The sequence below is a fragment of the Anaerobacterium chartisolvens genome, from assembly GCF_003337415.1.
GTDB classification, from domain to species: Bacteria; Bacillota; Clostridia; order Acetivibrionales; family DSM-27016; genus Anaerobacterium; species Anaerobacterium chartisolvens.
The window spans coordinates 1-21,048 of record NZ_QPJT01000015.1; the positions used below are offsets into that span (position 1 = coordinate 1).

General features: G+C 47.5%; 8 protein-coding genes. All 8 read right to left on the reverse strand.

Annotation, left to right across the window (positions count from 1 at the left end):
• The coding region (locus DFR58_RS13085; RefSeq protein WP_147273177.1) for a TubC N-terminal docking domain-related protein at positions 1 to 203 on the reverse strand (203 nt) is incomplete at its 3' end.
• Between the two features lie 34 nt (positions 204 to 237).
• Entirely contained in the window at positions 238 to 1,506 is a 1,269-nt protein-coding gene (fabD, locus tag DFR58_RS13090; RefSeq protein ID WP_114298308.1) for an ACP S-malonyltransferase, read from the reverse strand.
• 56 nt (positions 1,507 to 1,562) lie between these two features.
• Positions 1,563 to 5,009, reverse strand: coding sequence for a non-ribosomal peptide synthetase (locus DFR58_RS13095; RefSeq protein ID WP_114298309.1), 3,447 nt, complete (start codon positions 5,007 to 5,009; stop codon positions 1,563 to 1,565).
• Between the two features lie 44 nt (positions 5,010 to 5,053).
• Entirely contained in the window at positions 5,054 to 8,110 is a 3,057-nt protein-coding gene (locus DFR58_RS13100; protein ID WP_114298310.1) for a type I polyketide synthase, read from the reverse strand.
• Between the two features lie 12 nt (positions 8,111 to 8,122).
• Positions 8,123 to 17,977 carry a non-ribosomal peptide synthetase gene (locus tag DFR58_RS13105; protein WP_114298311.1) on the reverse strand — a complete coding sequence of 3,285 codons (9,855 nt, stop codon included), beginning with the start codon at positions 17,975 to 17,977 and terminating at the stop codon, positions 8,123 to 8,125.
• Between the two features lie 28 nt (positions 17,978 to 18,005).
• Complete coding sequence (locus DFR58_RS13110) at positions 18,006 to 19,304, reverse strand: C45 family autoproteolytic acyltransferase/hydrolase (protein WP_242987626.1); 1,299 nt, start codon at positions 19,302 to 19,304, stop codon at positions 18,006 to 18,008.
• A gap of 5 nt (positions 19,305 to 19,309) precedes the next feature.
• A complete protein-coding gene (locus tag DFR58_RS13115; protein ID WP_114298312.1) occupies positions 19,310 to 19,684 on the reverse strand; it encodes a hypothetical protein in 375 nt (124 codons plus the stop codon).
• A gap of 27 nt (positions 19,685 to 19,711) precedes the next feature.
• Positions 19,712 to 21,031 carry a C45 family autoproteolytic acyltransferase/hydrolase gene (locus DFR58_RS13120; RefSeq protein WP_114298313.1) on the reverse strand — a complete coding sequence of 440 codons (1,320 nt, stop codon included), beginning with the start codon at positions 21,029 to 21,031 and terminating at the stop codon, positions 19,712 to 19,714.
• Between the last annotated feature and the right edge of the window lie 17 nt (positions 21,032 to 21,048).

Below are 21,048 nucleotides of genomic sequence, written 5' to 3' on the forward strand. Positions count from 1 at the left end.
TCTCTTTTTCTCAGATGCTCTATAAGCTCCTTTTTCCTGCTCTTAAGGCTCTCCAGCACCTCCCCGGAAACGACGCCGGCAGGCGCCTTATACCGAAGAGCTCCATCCTCTGCCCATAGCCTTATTTTCATTGCCTCAAGCTCTTTTGCAAACTCATTAACGTTTGCTGAAAAGCCCTTGGCGCTGTTGTTTCCCACAAGCATTATATCCTCTCCTTAAAGACGTGCAGGCGGTTTTTTATCCCGGTATTTTCAAGTCCTCAAAATCCTTAAGCTCTTCCCTGTCGGGAAAAACCTGCTTAAACCTTTCAGCCTGTTCCTCCATAGAAGTCCTTTTGGTATTAAAAACACTTATAAGCATTTTTACCGCTTCCTTTACCTCATCCAGCGAAGGCTGTCTGCCCTCCTTTTCAATCTCCTCCTTCATTGCCTGCACCTTTCTGTAGGGCTCAATAACCCCCTTGGTATACTCGTCATTATCCCAATTGCTGTTTTTGGTGCAAACCGCTATGGCAATGCATTTTGTAATAATATCTATCCCGCGCTTGGGGCCCTCTCCATATCCGTCAGGCTGCAAAATACTGGCTTTTACCGCCTTTCTGTCCTGCTCGCTCTCATATGAGACGGCTTTAATGCCGGGGACATTCTTTTTCATTAAATTTCTTAAAACCGTCTGAGGCCCAACCTCCACAGCAAGCTCAATGCCCTTTTCCTTTAAATATTCCATTGAGGGCTGCCACTTTACCGGCTTTACTATCTGCATTGACAGGTAATCAATAATTTTCTCCTCACCTTCATAAGGAGCAGCCGTTACATTGCTTATTACAGGCCATTTAAAGCTGCCGTATGAATACCCTCCAAGCTCCTCCCTAAGCTTATCCGCAGCGGGCTGCATCAGCGGGCTGTGAAAAGGCGCGCTTACCTTTAGGGGTATAACCCTTGCCCCCATTGTTTTTAAGTCCTCCGACGCAGCGTTTACGGCATCCGTATGCCCTGATATTACTATCTGCTCGGGTGAATTGTAGTTAGACACCACAACTATTTTATCCTCAGAGGATATTTTTTTGCACTGATCCTCTATAGCCTGCCGCGATACGCCGCTGACCGCCGCCATGCTGCCTACCCCCAGCGGTACTGCGCTTTGCATGAACAATCCCCTTTTTCTTACAAGCCGGACGGCATCGTAGAACGACAGCACTCCGGCACAGCATAACGCCGAGAATTCCCCAAGGCTATGCCCTGCGGTATATAAAGGCAATACTCCTATTTCCTCCATGTAAACTCTAAAGGCCGCGACACTGGCCGTTAATATGGCGGGCTGAGTGTTTTCGGTTTTTGTCAGCTCCTCCATGCTTCCTTCAAAGCACATTTTCCGTAAGTCAAACCCAACTGAGTCATTTGCCTCCTCAAAAACCTCCGCCGCCGCCTTAAACTGGCCGCTCAGTTCCTTTCCCATTCCAACATACTGCGATCCCTGCCCCGGAAATAATAAGGCAATGCTTTTCATAAAAATTCTACCTCCTAATAAATATATTGATATTATAAAGCCAGGAGCTTATTTTGCTATCCCCTTCCGCTCATTTGCTTCCTTCTCTGCTTTGCTTCCTTTTGCTTTCTAAGCCTGTCTTCATTCTGCCCAAATGACACTTGCGCCTGCCCGTCGGTAACATATTTTGCCAGTGAGCTTATTGTGGAATGAGTAAACATGTCCAATAACGAAAAGTCCCTGTCAAACTGTTTTTTTATACGGCTGTGAACCCTGGCAAGCAGAAGAGAATGCCCGCCTATCTCAAAGAAGTTGTCATTGACACCTATATTATCAAGTCCAAGCTCCTCCCTCCATATTTCTGCCAGAGCCTTTTCTGTTTCACTGCACGGGGCGGCATAAGCCTCCTTTTTTTCCAGCACAGGCGGCGGAAGCGCCTTTCTGTCTGCTTTACCATTGGGTGATACAGGCATACTGTCTAAAAATACATATATTTTCGGCACCATATACTCAGGCAGCGTCTTTTCCAAAAAGGCCTGAAGCTCGTTGGTCTGTGCCTTGGCTTCATTTTCGGGAACCACATAGCACACCAGATTTATATTTCCCGGCCGTCTTTCCCACGCGGTTACAATACACTCCTTGACCGCCGGATGCCGGAGCATTGCCCCCTCTATTTCTCCCAGTTCTATCCTGAAGCCCCTCACCTTTACCTGAAAATCCATTCTTCCCAAGTATTCTATATTGCCGTCCTCTCTCCATCTGGCAAGATCCCCGGTACGGTATATTTTCTGCCCTTCAAAAAAAGGATTGTCAACAAACTTTTGTGAGGTAAGCTCAGGACGGTTCAAATACCCTCTTGCCAGTCCCGCTCCCGATATGCACAGCTCGCCCGGTACCCCTATGGGCTGAAGGAGCAGGTTTTTGTCCAAAATAAGCAACCGTATGTTATCTATAGGCTTCCCTATGGGTATCGTGTCCAAATCCTCATGTGTGGAGCAGTTAAAATAGGAAACATCAATAGTGGCCTCGGTAGGGCCGTATAAATTGGCGAGGCGCGTCCCGTTTTTGCCCATAGTTTCCTTAAACAGCCTCACATGGGAAGCTGTCAGCGCTTCTCCGCTTGCAAACACCTGCTTTAGAGATGAAATTCTGTGTGCCTCGCCGGAGTCCTTAATGTAATCCATAAAGACCTGAAGCATTGAAGGTACAAAGTGCATTACAGTAATATTATTCCTTTCAATTGCCTCGGTGATTTTCTGCGGGTCCTTCTCTCCTCCCGGCTCAAGGAAGCATACCTTTGCGCCGTAAGCCGACCACCAGAACATTTCCCATACCGATACGTCAAAGGTAAAGGGAGTCTTTTGGAGTATTGTATCACTGCCGTCTATGGGATACATCTTTTGCATCCAGTCAAGCCTGTTAATGAGGGAATGGTGCTCTATAACCGCTCCCTTGGGTTTCCCCGTAGAGCCGGACGTATAAATTACATATGCCGGGCTGCGTGGGTCAATATGGTGCTTCTCAAGGCATGGGAAATCACGGTACAAATGCTGCTCCTCTACAAATATTCTTTGTATTTTTTGCGGCACGCTTATGTCCGAAAACCCTTTATGGGACAGCAGCAGAGCGGCCCCGCTGTCCTCCAGCATATATACAATCCTGTCGTTGGGGTAGTGCGGGTCTATGGGAAGATAAGCGCCTCCTGCCTTTTCAACCGCCATTATACCTGCAATCATTTCGATTGAACGCTCCAGCATAACAGCAACAATGCTCTCGGCTCCCACTCCCTTTGAGTGCAGAAGTGCGGCAATGCGCCCCGCCCTTTGGTTCAATTCCCCATAGGTTGCTTTTTCATCCCCAAAAATGACAGCAACACTATCCGGGGTCTCCCCGGCCCGCGCCTCAAACAGGCTGGCGACGGTACTATGCATGGGATAAAAGGCTTGAGTGTCATTAAACTCATACAGCAGCTTTTCCCTTTCCATTGGGGTAATAATATCCACCCTTGAGACAGGCTGCAGGGGATTTGATGCCACAGCCTCCAGCAGCACCTGCAAATGATCTGCCATACGCTTTATAGTTGACGGATTAAAAAGAGCCTCATTATAGTCAAACCCACCCCTTAGCCTGTTGTCCCCTTCAGTAAGCTGCAATCTGAGATCGAAGGGGGCCATATGGCTTTCAACACTTATCTGCCGCATTTTTAATCCCGGAAGCTCAAGCTGTGCCTCGGGGGTGTTGTGCAAAATAAACATAACCTGAAAAAGAGGAGTTCTGCTGACATCGCGTTCAGGCTTAAGCTCCTCCAGCATTCTGTCAAACGGCAGCTCCTGGTGAGTATAGGCATCTAGCATCATCCTCTTTACACGCTTTAATATATCTGAAAAGCATGGGTCCCCTCCAAAATCCGTGCGAAGGACCAGAGTGTTCATCAAAAAGCCAATAAGCCTTTCCTTCTCTTTTCTTCCGCGGTTTGCAACTACCGTACCTGTAAATATGTCGTCCTGGCCGGAATAGCGGTGCAAAAGTGTCTGAAATGCCGAAAGGATCAGCATAAACATCGTGACACCCTCTTTATTGCAAATTCCCTTAAGCTTTTGGGTTAATACGGGTGAAAGCTCTACGGCTTGAAATCCTCCCTCATAGGTCTGGCTCTTGGGTCTTGCATGATCTGTCGGAAGCTGGAGCGTTAAAGGCTTATCAAGCTGCTTCTTCCAATACTCCAAAGAGCGTCTCATTTCTTCCCCGGCAAGCCTGTCCTTCTCCCACAGCACATAATCCACATACTGTATTTCAGGAGGCTCAAGCGTGGTACTCTTGCCCTCCAGCACCGATTTATAGGCACTGAAAAATTCCCCTACAAATATTATATTGGACCATGCGTCGGAAATAATATGGTGAATTGTCAATGAAAGCACAAACTCATTCTCATCCAGTGTAAACAGGCAAAACCTGAACAAAGGCCCCTTTTCCAGATCAAAAATATGCCTTGCCTCTTCCCGCAGCCTTATTTTAAGCTCTTCCTCAATATTCTCCGCACCCATGCCCTTTAAGCTCAGCTCATGCAGAGCTGTTTCCATTTCACTGTTAATCACCTGCACGGGCCTTCCGCCTACATTTGAAAAGGTTGTCCTCAAGGACTCGTATCTCTTTGTCAGAGCCGCCAAAGACAGCCTTATGGCTTCAGTGTCCACCACACCGGACATCCTTACGGCATTTGAGATGTTAAATACGGGATTCCCCTTAGTCATCTGATCAAAAAACCACATGGACTGCTGTGAGCAGGAGAGAGGAAAATTATTTTCTCCGTCTCGCGGAACAGGCACAATAGCATTACCAGCCGCAATCTTTTCAAGCTCAATCTGGCGAAGAAATTCCATTATTTCTTCCTTTTTGGAGGAAATTTCTCCCAAAAGCTCCTTGGTTATCGCTCCCTTGGGTGCCTCATATGAAAGGCTGTCTCCTTCAAGCCTCAGCTTTATGCTCATATCACGAAGACGGGATAAAAATTCCATTGTAGACATATGCTCATCTCCCCCCTTTATACCTTTTTTAAAGCCGTAATATCTTATATTGTTCCGCGCTCAATATCGTCCTCACCCGCCGCCGATTCCCCGGCGGCCTCATCCGCCCATCTGTATGCCTCAATAAGCTGGGCAACTCCCGCTACCGTGGTGGTCTCGAAAAGCTTCCTTAATGGTATCTGTACGTTAAAGTCCTTGCTAAGCTCTGTGGCAATGGCGGCAGCCAGCAGAGAATGGCCTCCCAGCTCAAAGAAGTCATCATGCCTTCCTACTTTGTCAAATCCCAGAACCTGCTGCCAGTGATCGGCAATAGTTTTTTCAATGCCATCTGCAACCGGCACGTAAGGAGTTTCCAGCTCCGGCCTCGGCCTCTTTTTCAGCTTAGAGCCAAGTCCCTCCAGCGCGTTTGAGTCTTTGCCGCACGCCTTCAGCCCCACCTGTGAAACGTCTATTTCAGGGCATATATTTTTAAAATCCTCGCACAATTCGGTAAGCTTCTCTTTGAATTTAAGAATGCCTTCAAGCCTGTCCCTCTGCTCCTCTCCGTTTAACGGGTCAACATCCTTGTCAAGCCGGAAGGTAAGAGTGATTGTACCCTCACTGTATTTTGACCCGGCCCCTATACTATTTATATCCTCACTTGAAGCTATAAAGGCGTCGGGCTTATCCGCGGCCTCTCCCCTATTTCCCTCCTCTATCCAGTAACGCTGTCTTTCAAATGGATATGTTGGAAGAGGTATGCGCGAACGCGTCTCACCTGCGTAAAGCTTATTCCAGTTTACCGCCCCTCCCTCAAGCCACAGCCGGCCTATTGCCCTCAAGAGGCAAAAGCCTTCTCCTCTGTCATCATCACAGCCGGGCATAGCGTTTATAACACATTGGCCTTCATCCTGCATCAGAAGCTTTTCCGCCTCACCGCAAAGCCTGCACCCCGGTCCCATTTCCACAAGCATCCTGTGAGAACTGTTTAATGCCTCTCCAAATCCCTTCATAAATTCCGAGCCCTCGGACTGCCTTATCCAGTAGCCCGAGCTAAGTGCATCCGAATCCGTTATCCACGTGCCTGTGATATTAGATACAAACGGAATTTCCGGGGCATTGAGCTTAAGGCTTCCCAGCCTGTCATGTACCACCGCCGGCTTGCAGCATGACAGCGCAATGGCATCCTCTAAGGACATTACGCCTGCCAGGCAGGCCGCAACATACTCTCCCACGCCTTCGCCCACAAGATAGTCCGGCTTAACCTCCCATTCCATCCACAGCCTTGACAGGGCATATTCCGTAACAAACACCGCAGTACGCCTGGTCTCGCCATCCCATCCGCTGCCGTAAGCCTGCCTCGCACTAGTGTAGAGCAGCTTACGCATATCAATTCCCGACAATGTCATAAAAATATCACAGCATTCATCCGCCGCCTGCCGAAACACAGCTTCGGTCTTATACAGCTCGGAGCCCATATTTGCATAGGCTGATGCCTCACCGGGGAACATAAATACCACCTCAAGCTCCCCCGGCTTCTTAAAGCGCGAATACACAGCCTCCTGCCCCTGACTTCTAAGCTGCGAGGCCAATTCATTTACATCCCTGCATAAAACCATCCTGCGGTGATTAAACTTCCTGCGCCCCACATGAAGAGTGAAAGCGATATCCGCAAGGTCTGAGCCGGAGTTTTTATCACAATAGCTTATAAGGTTGTTACTCATTTTTTCGAGGGCTGCCGCTGTTTTAGCCGAAAAGGAAACCAACTGCCATTCCCGCAAGGATTTCTGCGAAGGCCTGGATGCGGGAGCCTCCTCAAGAATTGCGTGGACATTAGTCCCCCCTATGCCAAACGAGCTGACTCCCGCCCTTAACGGGACACCGTCCGTTTCCCATTTCTTCAGCATATTATTTATATAAAACGGGCTGTTTGCAAAATCTATCTTCTTGTTGGGCTCTTCAAAATTTAGGCTTGGAGGAAGCATTCCATGCTTCATTGACAGAACAGTCTTTACAAGGCTTGCCATACCTCCCGCCGTAACCAGATGGCCTATATTGGTTTTTACGGAGCCTATCCCGCAAAACTGCCTTTTATCGGTATATGAACGAAAAACCTTAGTAAGCGCGGCAATTTCAATAGGGTCCCCCAAATCCGTGCCTGTGCCGTGAGCATCAATGTAGCTTATAGTCTCGGGATCAATTCCCGAAATTGCAATGGCCTCTGCAATACATTCCGCCTGCCCGTCAACATTGGGAGCGGTAAAGCTGTTTTTGGAGGAACCGTCATTGTTTACCCCCGTCCCCCTTATAACGGCATGTATATAGTCTCCGTCTGCTATGGCGTCCTCAAGCCTTTTAAGCACCACCACAGCAAGCCCGCTTCCGCTTACCGTACCATTAGCCTTAGAGTCGAATGCGCGGCAATGGCCGTCTGCCGACCCTATTCCCCCCTCCTGATAGAAGAAGGCCTCGTTTCTGGAGATCTGAAAGCTGACTCCTCCGGCAAGGGCTAAATCACAGGCATAGTTTAAAAGGCTCTGGCACGCAAAATGAAGCGCTACCATAGAGGAGGAGCATAGTGTATTTACATTTACGCTGGGCCCCATAAGATTCATTTTATAAGATACTCTTGTAGCCAGAAAGTCCTGTGAGTTGTCAATCATTATTTTAAAGGTTCCCACATTTTCAACCAGACCGGGGTTGGAATAAAGGTTCCTTATCATATACCCGCTCAAGTTTGCCCCTGCGTATACGGCAATTCGCCCGTCATACAGCTCTGAGCTGTAGCCGGCGCTTTCCATAACCTCCCACGCGCTTTCGAGAAACAGCCTGTGCTGCGGGTCCATTATTTCCGCCTCTCTTGCTGAAAAGTCGAAAAATGAGGCGTCAAACTGATCCATTCCATCCAGTATTGCGTCGGCTGCCACAAACCTTGGATTGTCCAGCAGGTGCTTGTCTATTCCCATCTTCTCAAGCTCATCGCGGGTGAAAAACCTCACCGATTCGACACCGTTGCAAAGATTCTGCCAGAACTCATCCATATCCGCCGCTCCCGGAAATCTTCCGTTCATTCCTATTATGGCGACAGATCCGAGAGAGCTGCTTTCATAATTATTATCCATTTTAACCACTCCTTATTTTCGTATCATTCTCTGCCTTTTCTGCTTTAGTAATTCAAGCTGCTTTTCTGCTCTCTGATTTACCTGAGTAAACACAGGCTTTTCCTGCTCCTGGCTGCCGGCGCTCAAGTACTTTGAAAGCGAAGACACGGTATTGTATTTATACAGGTCAACTACCGCTATATCGGTTTCAAAGCTTTCCTTTAATTTGGAGTGAAGCTGTATGAGGAGAAGTGAGTCGCCCCCCAGTGCAAAAAACTCATCAAGCACTCCAATCCTGTCTATTCCAAGTATCCTTTGCCATATTTCCGCAAGCTTTTTTTCTGTGTCGCTTTTAGCAGGTATGAATTCATTATCCAGCTCGGGCCTCGGGTGAAGCTGCTGCGCCGGTGCCGCTGCCGTGATGCCTTCGGCTGCCCCTGCTCTGTTTGTATAATCCGCCTGACGGAAGGCCTCCTGTATGTCCCTCGTTGACACAACTACCTGATACTTAAAGCAGCCCTTAAAAATCCGTTTTAAGACCTCATTGCCTTCTGAAACAGAAATTCCTTCGTCAAAGCTCTTATTTCTGCGCCTCTTATCTTCCCTGCAAAGCCTTTCCAGTTCGGCGAAATCAGAATTTTGAGCTGCCGCCGCTCTCGATTTTATACCCTCGGCAGCGGCCTCTCCTATGAGCTTCATTGAGAAGCCCGTTATTTCAACCAGCCTCAATCCTTTGTCGTTCATAATGCTTATATCGCTGGTTATTATCTCCTCGGATTTGCCGTAACCATTTTTAAACCTTATATGCGCGTATATTTTACGTGGTATGGCGGCATTAATGTCCAGCCTTCCATACGAAAACGGCAGGTAGCTGCCTCCCGCCGCCAGCCTTACCGAGCCGGTAGCGGCGTCTGCCACAGCGGGATGAAACCTGTAGCTCGCCATGTCACCTTCAAATTCCTCATCAAGCTCAATTTGCACCAATGCCTCATCATTTCCCATGTCAAAGCTTTTTAGGTTTTTCCATCTCCTTCCAAAGCTTATAAACTCCTCTGAGGCCGCCTTATTCCTTTCGGATTCAGGCATTATGTCCCTTCGGCATCTTGAGGATATTTGGGATAAATCGTCCTGCACCCCGGAATTCTCCTCCTCCAGTCTGCAAACGGTGCCTCTCACATGCTCCTGCCAGCCGTTTGTACCGCCTTTTGAAGCATGGCTCCTGCTCACTATCTGGAAGCTGTACGCTGACCCGGATTTGCCCAGGATAGTGAAAACATCACGTTTTTCACCTGCAGCTACCGCCATGGGAGAAAGAAAAATTACATCGGCAATCCGGCTCCGCACACCTCCCTCTATCTCTTCAAACGCCGCTCTCGCCATTTCAATATAGGTTGTACCAGCTATTGTAGGCGTGCCCAGAACTAAATGCTCAGAAAGAACCCAATGGCTTTCAGGGGACATCTGGGTCATATATACCGTCTTTTGCTCGCTGTGAGCAAGCCTGTCCCCCAGCAGCGGATGGAGGCTTTGAGGCTTGGAAGAGGTTGCCGCCGCCATTCCTGTGCCGGGCCACCTGTCCCAGTTTATTGAAATGACCCTTGTTCCATAATGTGAATCATTCTGCCTTGCAAACGCATCCATAAACGCATTTGCCGCACTGTAGTCCGCCTGTCCGAAGCCTCCCGTCAGTGCGTTCAGCGAAGAGTAGAATATAAAGAAATCGGGCTTCTCATCCTTAAAAGCATCATGAATGGCAACTGTTCCCCTTACCTTGGGAGCAAGTACTTTTTCCGCAAATTCACGTTTTTTTATTTGGATCATTCCGCCGCCCGGTATCCCGGCCGCATGGAAAATGCCGTCTATGCTGCCGAATTTTTGTTGAGCCTGCCTTCTCACGTCCCGCAGAGCTTCAGGGCTTGTGATGTCGGCACTGCATATAAGCAGGTCGGCTCCCTTGCCTATACATGCGGTAAGCCTCTGTATTACCTTTGACACCTTATCCTCCGGGCCTTTTGACTGAAGCCAATCCTCCCATTTTTCCCGTTCAATAAATTGTGACCGGGCCACAAGCACAAGCCTTGCCTTAGCCTCTTGGGCAAGATGCTCCGCCAGTGCAAGCCCTATCCCCCCAAGTCCTCCCGTAATCAAATACACCCCTTTGGGCTTAAGTGCTATGGCATCGCCGTTGTTGCCGTGCAACGGCACTCTTTCATAGGCCAGCTCCCACCTCTCGGTTCCCCTGTAATCAACCTGAGCCTCCTTAGTCTCGGAATATATTTCGGCTGCCAACTGTTTAAGCATCTCGTCTAAATACCGGCTGTCCTTCCGGGGCATTACAAAGCCTATATCACTGCATTTTATTGCGGGGTATTCTATAGGTATAACCCTGCACGGCCCCATTGACATGGCTTTTCCCGTGCATATGCGCCTGCCGCCCAATTCATCACCCGGATGATCCGATATTAGCTTGATGTCCACAGGACATTTCCAGCCCAGCTCTCCATATGCCTGTGCGGTATACAGCATACTGTAGAACAACCTCTCCCCGCATTCTATATAATTCTCGTCCCCGCAGCCGTCAGCGTCACCCGTTACTCCCATAAGATTTACCACAATGCATCCCTTGCCCCCTGAATTTCCAGCTTCATGGAGCAGTGATTTATAATCGGCAGGTGAATTGGGGTTAAACTGGTAAGTATTTTCCGATATTTTCTTATATTCCGAAGCGGCAGATGCAATAATAATGCCGTCCCCTTTTAAAGCCAAAAGTTCCGTAAGCCTTTCTGTGAAGCTGCCCTCCTCTGCCAGAATAAGCATTGACCTGCCGTCTGTCACAGCGGTGGAAGAGCTGTATGGCACATCCCTCACAGACTGCTTCCATACAGGGGTGTAAAACCATTCGTCAATATCCTTTTTCTTTTTTGCATTTATATTCTGCCTTGTATTTTTCATAGGAGCGGATGTCCAGTATGACTTCCCTTCAAATGGGTATGACGGAAGCGGTATGCGCCTTCTTTTTTGCCCCTCATACAGCTTTTCCCAGTCAATTCCTTCTTCCGCAAGCCACCTGTGGCCCAATTCCTCAAGGGAGTCTCCTTGCGTATTCCTGATAGTCTCTGTGCCGTATGTCCCCTTATTATCCTTGTTGTCAAAAGCCCTTTTAGACCCGGCACTCATATTTGACAATATCTCTATTGCGTCCTCACGCGAAGCGCACACTAAAAACCTTCTGATTTCATGCTCTCTTCTTCCCACCTGAAGGGTATAGGCGGCGTCCGCCATGCTAATACCTTCGTTGCTGCTCAAAAACTCCGCAAGCTCCTTGCTCATGGCATCTAAGGCTGTGCCGGTCTTAGCCGAAAGCACTATAAGGTACTCTCCGTCTCCGGCGGCGTCCGGCTGTGCCTTGGGAGCCTCCTCAAGCACCGCGTGTGCGTTTGTACCCCCTATCCCAAAGGAGCTTACCCCCGCCCGGCGAGGATCTTCTCCGCTTTTCCATTCGGCAAGAGCCGCGTTTACGAAAAACGGGCTGTTTTCAAAATCAATTTTGGGGTTGGGCTTATAAAAATTCACGCTGGGCGGGATTTTTCCCTTGTTAAGTGACAGCACCGTTTTAATCAGCCCCGTTACACCGGAAGCAGAGTCAAGGTGCCCTATATTTGTTTTTACAGAGCCCACCGCGCAGAAATTTCTTTTATCGGTATAAGTACCAAACACCTGCTTCAATGCTTCTATTTCTATTGGATCTCCCATAGGAGTTCCCGTGCCGTGTGCTTCTATGTATGTAATTGTAGCGGGATCAATTCCGGCCTTCCTCTGTGCCTCATGTATTACCCTTGCCTGTCCGTCCAGTCTCGGGGCGGTGTAGCCTACCTTCATAGAGCCGTCGTTATTTATTGCCGAGCCCTTTATAACGGCCCATATATTATCTCTGTCCCTGACAGCCTTATCCAGCCTTTTTAATACTACAACCCCCGCGCCGTTTCCTCCCACAGTACCCTTTGCCTTCTCATCAAACGCGCGGCAGTGCCCGTCAGGAGAAAGTATCATTCCCTCCTGGTACATATAGCCTTTTTTCTGCGGAAGTCTTACGCTTACTCCTCCTGCCAGAGCCATATCGCACTCCCCGCTGTTTAAGCTGCGGCACGCAAGATGGACTGCAACTAAAGAGGAGGAGCACGCCGTCTGCACCGTCATCCCTGGCCCTTCAAGGTTCAGCTTATATGCTACTCTGGTGGCCAGAAAATCCTTATCATTGCTTATCATGATCTGATAATCGTTAGCAAGCCCTTCGCTTCCTTCCCCACCCGACAGGTTTTTTATATAGGTATTCATTCCGGTGCTTGCAAATACTCCTATAGAGCCATTGTATTTCTCCGAATCGTATCCCGAATTTTCAAGCGCCCTCCATGACTCCTCAAGGAATATTCTCTGCTGAGGGTCCAGTACCGCGGCCTCTCTCGGGTTATATCCAAAGAACAACGCATCAAATTTGTCCACTCCGTCAAGGATTCCCCATGCCTTTACATATTCTGGCCTGTCCAGCATGTCGGGATCTACTCCCTCTTCAATAACCTCCTCATCGGTAAAACGGGATATTGATTCTACGCCCCTCTCAAGATTGCTCCAGAATTCATCTATATTTGCCGCCCCGGGAAATCTCCCACTTAGGCCTATTACCGCTATATCCTGACCTTCCGTTTCTTTTGCTTCGGCTGCATTTGCAGAAGGAACATTTATTGCCGTGCGGGACTTTCCATCCAGATATTGCGCCAAGGTATGGACAGTGGGATATTTGAACAGCTCAAGCATAGGTATATCCCTGCCCAAAAGCTTTTCCACCCTGCTTCTCACCTGTGCAAGCAGCAGGGAATGGCCTCCCAGATCGAAAAAATTATCATTGACTCCTACGGCGTCACGCTTTAGCACATCCCTCCATATGTCTGCAATTTGCTTCTCTGTCTCATTGGAAGGAGCCTCATACTCTTCTTCGGATAAACTTCCAAGGCTTTTCGGCATAGGGAGGGCCTTGCGGTCAATTTTTCTGTTCGGGGTCATGGGGAAGGACTCCATTACTACAAAAGCGGAGGGTATCATATAATCGGGAAGCTTTTCTTTAAGCAGCTTTCGCAGCAAGGATGCATCAAGGCTGCCCGCATCATACCCCGAATGAGGCACTATATATGCAACCAAAGACTTCTCCCCCGGTATTACCTCCCTCGCCGCAACAACGCTCTGCTTGACAGAAGGGCTCTGGCACAGAAGAGACTCAATCTCTCCCAGCTCTATTCTAAATCCCCTTATCTTTACCTGATGGTCAAGCCTCCCTACAAACTCCATTCTCCCGTCCTTAAGAAACCTCACCAGATCCCCTGTTTTGTATATGCGTGCCCCCAATGCGTTAACAAACGGATTTGGAACAAACCTCTCACGCGTCAGCTCAGGCTGGTTAAGATATCCTCTGGCAAGCCCGTCCCCGCCTATATATAATTCTCCGGGAATTCCAACCGGCATATGCCTCATCATGGGATTTAATATATACACCTTTGTGTTTCCTATTGGTTTACCTATTGTCACAGCGTGTCCGCTTGCTATTTGCTCCATTGAAGACCATATTGTGGTTTCGGTTGGGCCATACATATTCCAAAGGCACCCGCACCTGTCCGCAAGCTTAAACGCCAGCTCCTCCGGCAATGCCTCGCCTCCGCAGAGTATTCTGAGCGTTTTGCTTCCCTTCCAGCCCGACTGAAGTATAATTCTCCATGTGGCAGGAGTGGCCTGCATAATGGTTATGCGATGCTTATCCATAAGCTCTGTAAGCCTGCTGCCGTCTGATGTATCATCCCTTGCCGCGAGGACTACACTAGCACCGGCTATGAGGGGCATAAACAGCTCCAGCCCCGCAATATCAAAGGATAATGTGGTAACAGCCAAAAGCTTGTCTCTGTCCTTCAGCCCTGTCTTTTGCGCGGTAGATACCAGAAAATTCAGAAGGGCATACTGCTCAATCTGGACTCCCTTTGGCTTTCCCGTTGAGCCCGATGTATAAATAAGGTATGCAAGGCTCTCCCTCTCTCCTTTGCACACATTAACCTCCGGGTAATGCATATCTATTGCCTGCCACTCTCTGTCCAGACAAATAATTTTGGCGTTATGATCCGGGAGTGTGTCTGCCAGTGCTTCTTGGGTTAAAACTATGCCTGTCTGCGCATCCTCCAGCATATATGCAATACGCTCACTAGGAAATATAGGGTCCATCGGAAGGTACGCCGCTCCCGCCTTGTGTATTCCAAGCAGTGCCACCAGCATTTGCGGAGTTCGGTCCATATATACGCCAACTACCGTTTCGCGGCCCGCGCCCGACTCAATGAGATAGTTCGCCAGCTTATTGGAACGGCTGCTCAGTTCCCGGTATGTCATTGACCCGTCGCGGCTTATAACCGCCAATGCCTCGGGAGATCTCTCCGCCTGCATATCGAATAGCTGAACCCAGCATTTCACATCTCCCAAGTCCAGCTCCGTCCTGTTCCATTGTTCAATCTGCATAAGCTCTTCCGGCTGAGTTAGAATTTCATACCCATCCAAATACTCGTCGGGAGACGCGCAAATGCCCTTTAAGAGCTGCTTATAATGCCCTGCCATTCTCGCAATATCCTCAGTGTTAAACAGTGATGTATTATATTCAAAATCCACCGCCAGAGAATCTCCGGCATCCCTTACGTCTACACATAGATCAAACCGTGCAAAGCCGCTGTCCATATCCATGGTTGAGATGTTCATTTCTGAAAACACATGTCCCTGCGACGGAGTGTTTTGAAGACTGAAAAGTATCTGAAATAAAGGGTTGCGGCTCATATCCCTCTGTATATTTAATTCCTCCACAAGCTTTTCAAACGGTATATCCTGATTCGCATACGCCTCCAGCGTCACCTTTTTTACTCTGCTTAACAGCTCCGAGAATTTATCCCCCGCCGAAAATGACGTGCGCAGCACCATATTGTTTACGAAAAAGCCTATAAGTCCCTCGATTTCCTTCCTGTTGCGGTTGGCTACAGGAGATCCCACTATAATGTCCTGCTGCCCGGTGTAACGGTAAAGCAGAAGCTTAAAAGCGGCAAGCAGCAGCATAAAAAGAGTGCAATTTTCTCTTCTTGCAAGCACCTGCAGTTTTTTCACCATAGAACCGGGTATGGAGGCGGTGAGTTTAGCCCCTGTATACTGCTGTATTGCGGGCCTATTCTTAATTATGGGAAGCTCCAGTACCGGCAGCTCTCCCGAAAGCTTGGTCTTCCAGAATTCAAGCTGCTGTTTTGTTTCCTCACCCTCTGCTCTTTGCAGCTGCCAACGGGCAAAGTCGGCATACTGTATGTCCAAATCCGCAAGCTTTGCGTCTTTTCCTTCTAAAGCCGCTTCATAGTACTGTGAAAGCTCCTTAAGCAAAATTCCGAAGGACCACCCGTCAAAGATAATATGGTGTACCGCAAGCACCAGTAAATGCTCGTCCTCCGAAAGCCTGATCAGCCTTCCCCTTACAAGAGGAGGGGTGTCAAGCCGGAACGGCCTTGACGCAACATCTTCAGCCAGCTCCATCGCCTTATTCTGTCTTTCATCCGGGGGCATATGGCTGATGTCATCCATATCAAGCCTGAATTCATATTCTTTATTCAACAATTGTACAGGCGTGCCGTCCTCTTCATAAAATGACGACGAGAGAATTTTATGCCTTTGTATAACCATGCACACGCTCTTCTCCATCAAATCTGCCCTAAGACTTCCTTTGAGCCTAAGCGCAGTATAGAGATTGTACTGGGGGCTTTCGCTGTTCAAGCGGTCAAGGAACCACAGCCTCTTCTGTCCGAAGGAAAGGGGCAGCCTGCCTGTGTCCGGCAGAAAGGTCTTTATGCTTTCGCTGCCTCCAGATTTATTTTTGCCTGCACCGTCAATAATGCACGCCAGCGCTTCTATGCAGGGATTTTCAAAAAACTCCGATTGAGTTAATTCAACATCGAAAAGATCCCTTATTCGTGAAATGACGCGTGTGATTTTAAGAGAATCCCCTCCCAGATCAAAAAAGCTGTCACGCGTTCCAACTCTGGAATAGCCCAGTATGTCACACCATACCTCAACAAGCCTTTTCTCTGTATCATTTTTAGGAGGCTCTATTACTCTGTTTCTGATGTCGCTGTCCATAAGGCTGTTAAGCTCGGCCCTTATTGCATCGTATTCTCCGTTTAAAAAGCTCTCCCTGAGCTTATATCTCTGTATTTTTCCACTGGTGGTTTTGGGCATACTTTTTATCGGAATAACGTCCGATACCTCTATTCCCGTCTTTTCACCTATGCACCTCTTTATATCGGCCGACAGAGGCATAAAGCTTTCCGCCTTCTGTTTAAAAAGAATAAACATTACAATACGATCACACTGCAATCCCTCGTCAAATATTCCCACAGCCGCCGCTTTTCCCAGCTCTACTCCTTCAATCTCCTCCGCTGCACGCTCAATATCATGAGAATAGAAATTTTGTCCCGCTACAAATATTACATCCTTTGCCCGCCCTGTTATGACAAGGCGCTTATCCCTCATAAAGCCCAAATCGCCGGTATTCAGCCATCCGTCGCCGGTAATGGCCTGCCTTGTAGCCTCGGGGTTGTTGTAATACCCGCAGGTAACATTGGCTCCCGATATTTGTATATTCCCAATCCTGTTTTCGCCAAGATCGTTATTGTCTTCTCCGCATATTCTTACACGGCAGTCATAAATAGGTAAGCCGACATCGACAAAGGTAACAGCCCTTATGTCTTCCGTCGTAGCCTCTCTCACAGTCTGTCCTATTTTTAGATATTCCCTGTTTAAAGTGACGCACCTAAGCTCATCCCCCATATGCGGGAAGGTTACTGCTATTGTTCCTTCCGCAAGGCCATATACGGGGTACATGGCATTTCTTCTTAAGCCATACCCGGACAGCTTGTCTAAAAACTCATTGCACAGACCGGCAGAAATAGGCTCAGCCCCATTGTATATAAGCCTTATACCAGATAAATCCCAATCTTTTTTAACATCCTCGTTAAAAAATTTAAGGAAATGCTTGTATCCAAAATTGGGGGAATATGTAATTGTGACATTATGCTCGCTGGCCTTGGAAATCCACAGAGAGGGGTGCCTTATAAAAAGCTGGGTATGCATGTTGTACTGGTTCATGCAGGCCAGAACGCCCTTTATATGGGTTCCTATCAGTCCCATGTCGTGCGTAAGGGGCATCCAGTTTAGCCCTGTGTCACAGCAATTTATACCCGTCCATTTTATAACTGAGCTTAAGTTTGCAATTACATTTTTGTGGGTTATTATAACCCCTTTAGGCTCCCCGGTGGAACCCGAGGAAAACTGTACGAAAGCCATGTCGTCAGGGCCTGTGCTATGGATTTCCCCCTGCTCTCCTCCGTTCTCCATATCCTCGACATAAGCAGTCCTTTTTGTTATGGAAGCCATTTGTTCCTGAAGTCCCTTTTTATCGGCGAAGCCCTCAAGCTTGAGCATAAAATCCCTTGAGGCAAGCATACATGGGTTATCCAGTACCTCCCATATTTTAAAAAGCTTCATTTTATGCTCATCATTTGTGCCGGGGGATACCGGAACCGGTATCATGGCACCCAAAATACAGGCCCAGAAGGAATAAACAAATTTTTCATTGTCATCTATTTGGAAAATAACCTGATCCCCCTGCTTAAAGCCAGCCTTCTGCAGCTTATACAGCAAGCTTAAGGAGGCATCGTACAGGGATTTATATGAAACATACCTTTCGTTTGTCTCGCCCAGTATAAAGGTTATTCCCTTTTCATGTTCATCCTTTCTGGAAATAATAAGCTCTGTTAAAGTTTCATGAGCAGACATAACAAAACCCTCTTTTCAGATATAATATTTAATTAAATATTTGTATTTTTTCAAAGACAGGCTTGTCAGGATTTTTTCTGGACTCCTGAGGCCTGAAAAAAACATCCAGCTCAAAGCTTTCCGGCTGGTATACTACTATTTGAAGTGTCATTTTATTATACAAATCGCCGCTGTCCAAAAATGCTCCCGGTGAGCCTCCGTTAAAGGAAGCAACCTCCTTCAATTCATCAGGTGTGACGACAGGCCCCATTTTGCCGAGCTCTGCCTTCATGTTTTCCCATCTTTTAGTGTTGCACTTATTGTCTGAATAATTGTCCTTATTTCCATAAAGCATAAATGAATTAACGCTTCCGACAGCATTTTTCATTTCCCAGGTTATTCCGTCATTAAGCTTGGAGTCCCAGCCTCTCAGCTCACACCGAACCTCCTTGCCGTTTGTTCCTGTGCCGCTGAAATTGTTTTCAAGAACCTTACTCTCCTTTTCATCTGAAAAAGCCAGTAGGTAGTTTATAGTATGCTGCTCAGAGTGTTCCTTCATGAACTCTGCCGCGGAGTCTAAGGTGTCCTGTGTTTCAAGTGCATATCTTAAATCCATCGGATAGGATCTCCTTCCCTCCGATGAGTATGGAGCTCCGGACTGTGAATCAAGTATTGCGGCAAACACCTTGCTGTCATTTAATCCTGTTATTATCCCAATATACCCCATGTAGCCGATTGAGCATATGCTTTTTTGGGGATGCTTTATTGTTATAACCCCTTGAATCCTTGGAAGCTGATTTTTGCTCCCTCCATACCAGTCGAGAATTCTCGCGCTTATAGTGCTTTTTGTTTCGGAGCTCTCTCCGAAAACAGAAATAAAGCTGCACTGGGTGCCTCTTGCCACATCAGGAAGCAAATTGAAAAGATACAGCTCGTCTAAGGAAAGCTTACCGTCTGCTCTCTTATTTTCATTCCCTCCTGAAAAAGCCGACGCTATTCCCTCAATTTCTTCTTTATAGCTTTGCTCAAGCTGGGGCTTTAAGTCTTCAACACGGCTGAACGAACCGGGATAGTCATTCTTGTTGATGTTCTCGGCAATGTAAGAGTCTATTAAAGACTCATATTCCGGCTCCATTTGAAGAATTGCCTTTCCAAACAGCTCTCCCATTCGTCTGGGAGTCAGCCCTGTGGTGTAATCAAGCGTAACGTCAAAATAATTGCCTCTGTCAACAATGGAAACACCCTCCTCCTCAAATGAGGGCTTTACAGCCAGTGTGTCTTTTGCAGGGCCACATCCCATTTGAAGCATCAATGCAAATGCGGCAAACATACCGACAACCTTTTTCAAAGTGATCACCTCTCCTTATAAGTACCGCCGGAAATTTTAACAAAATAGAATTTTACCATTGCGTATATATATGCGGCTCCAATAAGCACAGATAATGCCATCACAGCCTCCATAAAGCCGGAGGGCCCTATTTCCTCCACCATGGCCCATGGAGTTCCGTAGTAATACAGAGTATCGGGTAAATGATAAATGTAATATGCACAATAGCCTGCCACCGCAGTAGCTATTAAAAATACTATTATCCCTTTAATTCCCTTTGCCTTAAACCGTTTTTTGCCACCGGCTATTTTTGATATCAGCAATACCAGCAGTACCGCTATCAGCAGGGCAACCGCCCAACACCCTGCCGCAATTGAATATAATATGCCGCTGTCTATCATATATAAATCCCCCCATTAATTTTATTGCTACGGTCCATCCTCCTGCCAGAATACAGGAATCTTTTCAAACACAGGGACTTCAGGGTTGTCTATTATATTTCTGGGTCGGAAAAACACCTCCAAAGACAGGCTTTCGGGTTCAAAAACCACCATCTGAACCGTCATCTTGTTGTATAAATCCCCACTGTCTGAAAAAGTACCGGGTGATTTTCCCTTTTTGTAGGATATAACATCCTTAAGCTCCTCCGCAGTTACATCCTCGCCCTTCTCCAAAAGCTCTCTCTTCATGTTTTGCCATCTTTTTGTATTGTATTTATTGGGCTTATGGTTGTCATGGTTTCCATACAGTAAAAATGAATTTACCGTTCCCACAGCATTGTCTATTCCCCATGATATGCCTTTATTAAGAGCCGACTCCGAGGTTCTGACGGAACGCTTTACGCGCTTTAAATCCAGACCGTCTCCCGTAAAATTATTTTCTAAAATTACTGATTTAACGGGATCTGAAAAACCGATAATGTGATTGACCCCGTAAAGCTTTGAAGGGTCTCTCATAAACTCACACGCATCCTCCATGGTGTTTGTGCTTTCCAGAGCAAATCTGAGATCCAGAGCATAAGAGCGTATTCCAAGCGAGCTGTAAGGAGTTCCCGACTGAGAGTCTACAATGGCGGCAAACACCTTATCGTCATTGAAGCCCGTCAGTATTCCAATATACCCCAAATACCCCACTGAGCAAAGCTTTTTGTCGGTATACCTCATGGTTATAATGGACTGAATGATTGGAAGCTGGTTATCCTGCCCTCCGAACCAGTCCAGATTCCGCCCTGCTATAGTGCTTCCCGTAGAGGATCTGTCTCCTGAAACGGCCAGATAGCAGCATTGAGTACCGCGCACAACATCCGTAAAGAGGTTAAAGAGATATATCTCATCTCTGGAAATTTTATTGTCGCCACGGACATTTTCTTTCCCTCCCGAAAAAGCATCCGCCAGCCCTTCAATTTCCTCCTTATAGTCTTCATTCATCTGCGGCATTACATCCTCAGCTCTTAAAAGGCTGTAAGGATATTCATATGTGCTTAGGTTCTCGGCAATATATGAATCTATCAGCGCCTCATAATTGGGAACCGCTTTAAGTATTGCCCTCCCGAAGGCTTCTCCCATTTGGCGGCGTGTTAACCCCGCGGTATAATCAAGCACCACATCAAAATAATTTCCCTTATCGGTAATAGAAACACCTTTTTCCTGATAGCTGCTCTCTCCTGTGACAACAGCTATCTCCTTGCTGCATCCGACCTGAAAAATCAGTACCAGTGCCACAATGCCTCCAAGCATTCTTTTAAGCATAATAAGCTCTTCCTTTC